General features: G+C 58.4%; 5 protein-coding genes. All 5 read left to right on the top strand.

All coding sequences use genetic code 11. The features are described from left to right. A partial coding sequence (locus ACOYNV_RS14775) for a type IIL restriction-modification enzyme MmeI (RefSeq protein WP_422900549.1) occupies positions 1-1,228 on the top strand: 1,228 nt, incomplete at its 5' end. Positions 1,229-1,445: 217 nt separating this feature from the next. Then, entirely contained in the window at positions 1,446-2,834 is a 1,389-nt protein-coding gene (locus ACOYNV_RS14770) for an SEC-C domain-containing protein (protein WP_422900548.1), read from the top strand. Between the two features lie 577 nt (positions 2,835-3,411). Beyond that, positions 3,412-4,419 carry a hypothetical protein gene (locus tag ACOYNV_RS14765; RefSeq protein ID WP_422900547.1) on the top strand — a complete coding sequence of 336 codons (1,008 nt, stop codon included), beginning with the start codon at positions 3,412-3,414 and terminating at the stop codon, positions 4,417-4,419. A gap of 587 nt (positions 4,420-5,006) precedes the next feature. Beyond that, positions 5,007-5,663 (top strand): energy transducer TonB, encoded by a 657-nt coding sequence (locus ACOYNV_RS14760; RefSeq protein ID WP_422900546.1) that lies wholly within the window; start codon positions 5,007-5,009, stop codon positions 5,661-5,663. Positions 5,664-5,672: 9 nt separating this feature from the next. Then, on the top strand, positions 5,673-6,416 hold the full coding sequence (locus tag ACOYNV_RS14755; protein ID WP_422900545.1) for a MotA/TolQ/ExbB proton channel family protein: 744 nt from the start codon (positions 5,673-5,675) through the stop codon (positions 6,414-6,416). The last annotated feature ends 3 nt before the right edge of the window (positions 6,417-6,419 follow it).

Below are 6,419 nucleotides of genomic sequence, written 5' to 3'. Positions count from 1 at the left end.
CGCCGGACTGGTTGCCACCAACTCGATACGCGGCGGCGCGAATCAAACCGTGCTGTCCAGCATCTGCGCCAGCACGAAAATCTTCAATGCCTGGAGCGATGAAGCGTGGATCAACGAAGGGGCAGCGGTACGGGTGTCACTGGTGTGCTTCGGCGGTAACGAGGGTGCGTTACTGGATGGTGAAACGGTTGACAGCATTCACGCCGACTTGAGCACAGGCGACGGACTGAATCTCACGCAGGCCAAGCCGCTGAAAGAGAATGTGGGGGTATGTTTCATGGGGGCATCGAAAAAAGCCCCATTCGATATTGAGGGAGAAAAAGCACGCCAATGGCTGAAGCTTCCCAACCCGAATGGTCTGTCAAACAGCGCGGTGGTTCGCCCTTTGTGTAACGCGATGAACATAACCCGCAGGCCTTCCGATACCTGGATTGTTGATTTTGGAACGGATATGAGTGAAGCCGATGCGGCACTTTACGAATTACCTTTCGAATATGTAACGCAATACGTCAAGCCGGAGCGCGAAAAAAACAATCGGGAGGCTTACCGGAAATTTTGGTGGAGACATGCCGAAGCGCGCCCAGGTATGCGTACAGCGATCAAGCCGCACAATCGATTCATCGCCACCCCAGCCGTTTCCAAGCATCGCTTATTTATTTTTCTGGATGCCTCTGTATTGCCTGATCAAGCAACATTGGCTGTCGCCCGCGCTGACGACACCAATTTAGGCATCCTGCATTCCCGTCTCCATGAACTCTGGGCTTTGCGCCTTGGCACCTCGCTTGAAGACCGACCGCGCTACACCCCGTCCACCTGCTTCGAAACATTCCCCTTCCCCGCCGGCCTGACGCCACGCGATACCCTTGACGGTGTGCCGAACAGCGCGGCGGCAATAAACATCGCCAGTGCGGCGCTTGAATTGAACCGCTTGCGCAACAACTGGCTCAACCCGCCCGAATGGGTCGATTGGGTGATCACCCCGGAGGAAGAAAGTGCCGGCTTCCCGAAACGCCCGCAGGCCAAAGCCGGCCATGAAGCCGAATTGAAAAAGCGCACCCTGACCGGCCTCTACAACGCCCGCCCTGCCTGGCTCGACAACGCCCACCGGAATCTGGATGCCGCCGTCGCCGCCGCTTACGGCTGGACCGATTACAGCCCAGCCACCACTGACGATGAAATCCTGCGCAAACTGCTGGTGCTCAATCTTCAGCGATCCGCTTTAACCTAGCCTGCGAACCGCATGGATAAACGATCTTCACAATGCATGCCTGGAGAGTGGCGTATCCATTGGCTCTACAGCTTGTTGTCCTGTAGATCGCCATTTGATGCTGATTACAGCGATGTTCAATTCTTTCAACCCTGCTAACACTTTGCTGCGTGCGCTTGGCGCGAGGCGTAACAATCCATATCCGCATGAACTATTGACAGACAAAGGCCCACTTATCATGTCCGCTCCAAATGATCGCTGCCCCTGCGGCAGTGGTAAAAAATACAAACATTGCTGCCAGCGCGATAGCGCCTACCAGAGCCCGGTTGACGCACCCCCGGAAGATATCGATTCACATGCCGGCGCGGTCGGAAAAGCCATCGACTGGCTGAGCAATCGCCATCGCAAGGGCTGGCAAGTGACCTTTGAGCGCCTGCGCGACGAACTGCTTACCCCCACGGAGATTGAAAAATTGGGGCAGCTTGACGATGAAACCCTGAGCGCCATACATATCAACCTGGTCGAGTGGGTGTTGGCCGACGGCGAGATACAGGTTCAAGGCACGAACAGGCGCATATCCGACTACCTGACCGGCCCGTCGGGACCAAAATGGTCGGCTGGTCAGCGTGATTGGCTGCAGCAGTTGGGCCAGCGCCCCTTGCGCCTGTACAGCGTCACCGATGTCGAACCAGGGAAACAGATAACGCTGTGCGACACCTTGAACGCCGACGCCCTTCCCGTGGTGGTGTGCGAGCGCTCGGGCAGCCGTGCGCTGGAGGCCGGCATGTATCTCGGCTGCCGCATCATGCGCGTGGGCGATCACTTTGAACTCTCTGGCGCGGCCTTTCCGTTTTCAATGTTGAGCGGCCCTGCCGTGGCCGATCTATTGCGCGCCACCGCCGAAGAGTTTGGCCCATTGCTTGAACTGGCGCAGGAACAAAGCTTTGTCCTCATGTCATCCTGGCTACAGTTGTATGTGGCACCAGCGACCATGCCGACGCTGGTTGACCAGCATTCCGGCGAACTGATCGTACCCATCACCGATCACTACCGCGTGCTGGACTGGGATGCACTATCCCGCGCGCTGCAAGGCTGTGCCGACGTGGAAGGTGATCGCACGAGTGGTTGGGCGCGCCACATCGACTGCGAGGATGGTCAGACACGCCCGATTGCCAGCATCAATCTGAGCAAGAAAAGCGACCAGATTTCAGTGTTTTACAAAACACAGGCCCATGCGGATCAGGGTCGCCTCTGGCTCAAAAGCCTGGCGGCCGGGGCGTTATTGTTGCTGACGCGAAAAATCACCAACCCGCAAGCCATGATGCTGCCGGGTCGAAAGCCCAAGGCGGGTGGCGGTGGCAATGGTCCGGCCGACCTCAGCCCGGAGGTGGTGGCGCAGGTGATTGAAGAGCATATCAAAGGCTATTACAAAAACTGGGCCGATGAACCCATTCCCGTACTGAACAACAATACCCCGCGTCAGGCGATAGCGAGCGCTGCCGGACTGGAACGAGTCAAAGGCTTGCTGCGCAGCTACGAAGCCAGCGAGAAAAAGCAAGCCACGCTGCAGAAGCGACGCGAAATTTCATATGATTTTTTGTGGGAGTCGCTTGGACTGTCACGCTAGTTACGCGGCAGGTGCGGACTAAACTGCAGACCGCAGTAGAGTAGAGATGTGGCGCGGTAGCATTAGGTTTGGCTTATCTGATCCGTCCCTTTCGTCTGACGGTGCCTAAGTAGCCTTGCCATAACCCCGTTTCCACATCCCCCTCATCGAACCGGACAGGCGAATTTCTCGCATCCGGCTCTCGGACAAGATGTCACACATTCGCCCACGGAAAGCTGCGGGTTCTTGTCGGCAGATGCACCAGCCCCAACTGCTCATGGAGATACTGGTCGGGGTATCGTGACCACCCCGTGCCTGGAACCTTGTGCTTCTTGCACAGCCACCCCCCTGTGTCAGGCTAGTTCTGCCCTTTAGCTGCTCAATTGGTTTACGACGTTGACATACGATTCGTTACATATAAAAAATCCTGTAAAATCAATAGGTTCTATATTTTCAACAAAAACCAGTGGAAACTCAAGCCAAATCCGCAGAAATCCAACGAAATATGCGAACGGTCTGTTAGGTTGAGAGCATTGGCTACAGCCGTGCGCAGGTCACCCGGCTGGTCACTCAGTGGCATGGCAACCGTTTGGCGGCCGTGCCACTGAAGAAGCGCTATCGGGCGCCTGTCGTCCCCTTTGCGCGCAAGTACACCCCTGGCGACATCAAACTACTCGTCGAGATGGACAAGGCCAATGAGGACGTCTGTGGCCCGGCCATCGCCCACCTCCTGCAGCGCGCCTACCTTGACTATGGTGATGAGCGCTATGAGCGCTTGGCGACCCTGTCGGTCTCGCACCTGTACAACCTGCGCAAGAGTGCAGGCTATCAGGCCCAGCGGGTGACCTTCACCAAGACCCGTGCCGTGTGCAATGCCATCGGCGTACGCAAAGCGCCCCAACCCAACGGGAGAGCTGGGTTTGTGCGCATCGACACCGTGCACCAAGGCGACCTTGACGGCGTCAAGGGCGTGTATCACATCACGTGTGTTGACGCGACCTGTCAGTGGCAGGTCGAAGCGTGCGTCCAAGGCATTAGCAAGGCCTTTTTGTTGCCCGTACTGGAGTTGGTCATTGCACAGTTCCCCTTTGTGATTGAGGGCTTTCACTCGGACAACGGCACCGAGTACGTCAATGCCCCGGTGGCGGAGGTTCTTGAGAAACTGCGCATCGAGCAATCCAAATCACGCTCGCGCCAGAGCAACGATAATGCCTTGGCCGAGAGCAAGAACGCCAGTGTTGTGCGTAAGCATATGGGCTACGCGCATATCCCCCGGCAGTATGCAAAACCGATCAATACGTTCTATCAGGAAATCTTCAATCCTTGGCTGAACTTGCACCGTCCGTGCCTGTTTGCCACCGAGATCATTAACGCCAAAGGCAAGATCATCAAGCGCTATAAGCACGAGGATGTAAAGACGCCGCTGGAGAGCTTGGCGCAGTTGTGCGAGAAGGGTTTGGCCACCCTCAAACCGGGCATCACGCTGGAAGCTTTGCAGGCGCTGGCGAAGTCGCAGGCAGACTTGGCGGCCGCCCAGGCCATGCAACGCGCCAAGAGTGAATTGTTCGCACAGTTTGTAAAACCAACGCTCCGAGCATCACCCTGAGGAAAACGGTATGACTGCCGCGCTTCGCTTGCCGGACAAACGGATTGCTGCGCAATCCGCCTGCCGGGAGCCCTGCGGGCGCGAACCCCAAAACCCGCATATATATGCTCTTGAAATCAAGATCAAAAACAAACCGTGACGACTGACTACCTGCTTTTGACGTAAACCCTTAGACTTGATTCTTAACCCGTCAACCCACACAAGCAAGCCACCTACTGCATCCCCGCTTCAGGCTCATACCTGGGTTGGAAAATACTGCCGGCATGTTCGCCAAGTTCCTTAAAGAACCCTCTACACCAGAGGCTTCAGCCGCTTCGTTACCTCCACGACTGCTCTAGTTGCTACCGGTCGGAACGAAAATTACCGGGCGGGATTCGCACCCGCTGGAAGACAGCGCCTTGGCACGGCGCACTGGATAGGTGATCTACAGGCTATGCACCTGAAGAGTGAGGTATTTAATGGCTCTCCGGCAGTGTTGCTTGTAGAACGCCGGTTGACGCGGCTTACAGAGAGGGTGCTTTGCTTATCGTGACGAAGAACAACCAATCGCCTGCAAATTTGAACGTTTTCCCGACATTTCCTGGCCCGTGACTTACTACGACTTTCCTGCAGAAAATCCATTGCCCCTGTGGCGGCGCAGTGCCGCCGCGACGGTGGTTGCCGGCTTGCACGTGCTGGCCCTGCTCATCGCTTTCGGGCTGGCGGTGCGCCCGGAACTGGCGCAAATGCCACAGGCGCTGACCGTGCGCATGTTTGAAGCCGTACCGGTGCCTCCCCGCACCGAGCCAATTGTCACGCCTCGCCCACAACCAGCGCCGCCACGCAAGGCACCGGCGGCACCGCCACCGGTGCTGACGGCTCGCGCTGCACCGACTACGGCATCGAGTTTCACCGTTGCGCCGCAACCCGAACCACGGGCTGTCGAAGCGCAGCCAGCACCGCCAGCACCGCCCGCGCCATTCACTGCCGCCCGCTTCGATGCCGACTATCTGCATAATCCCAAACCGGTGTATCCGCCCATGTCGCGTCGCCTGGGAGAAGAAGGGAAAGTCGTTCTGACGGTTCGTGTCAGTGCGCACGGGACTTCGCTCGCGATTGAAATCAAGCAGTCGAGCGGCTTCACACGGCTCGACGAAGCGGCCCTGACGGCCGTTGAAAGATGGCGCTTCGTGCCGGCCCGACAGGGCAGCGAAGCGATCGAATCAACCGTGCTGGTGCCTTTGCGCTTCAGCCTGGACAACTAAGGAAACACAATGCCAATGGAACTCGGACTAACCCACTTCTGGGCGCAAGGTGACGCCGTCAGCCGCTCGGTGGCGGTGCTGCTGTTTATTTTGTCGGTCGGTAGCTGGACCATCATGGGCGGCAAGATCATCGCTTTCTGGCAAGCCCGGCGCTGCCATCTGCGCGCGCTCAATGCATTCTGGGGTGCCGACTCGCTGCCAGCCGCGATGGATGCGCTGCGTACGGAAGACAAGACCGGCATCCTTTCCAGCCTGGCCATCGCAGCCGCCAATGCCGCCGAGTTGCATCGCCAGCACGCCGCGCGCGGCATCGGCGCCGGCGTTTCGGTCAGCGACTTCGTTACCCGCGCGCTGCGCAACCAGATCGTCGAGTCGCAGGCGAAGATCGAATCCGGCCTCACCTTCCTCGCCTCGGTCGGCTCGACGGCGCCCTTCATCGGCCTGTTCGGCACCGTGTGGGGCATTTACCACGCGCTGGTCGGACTCTCCGGGGCGACGCAGGTGGTGCTCGACAAGGTCGCCGGCCCGGTTGGCGAAGCGCTGATCATGACTGCTGCCGGCCTCTTCGTGGCCATCCCGGCCGTGCTCGCCTACAATGCCTTTACGCGCGCCAACCGCCTGACACTGGCCCGGCTTGACGGCTTTGCCCACGATCTGCATGCCTACCTGGTAACCGGCCTGCGCGGCCGCCCCGGCGACAAGCTGATCGATCTCGATTCAGTGCGGGGACAACACCATCCGCGCATTGGCTAAGGG

Source organism: Propionivibrio sp., assembly GCF_049316945.1.
GTDB lineage: Bacteria > Pseudomonadota > Gammaproteobacteria > Burkholderiales > Rhodocyclaceae > Propionivibrio.
Note: the sequence above shows the minus strand (reverse complement) of the source record. Positions and strands in the feature narration are given on the sequence as shown.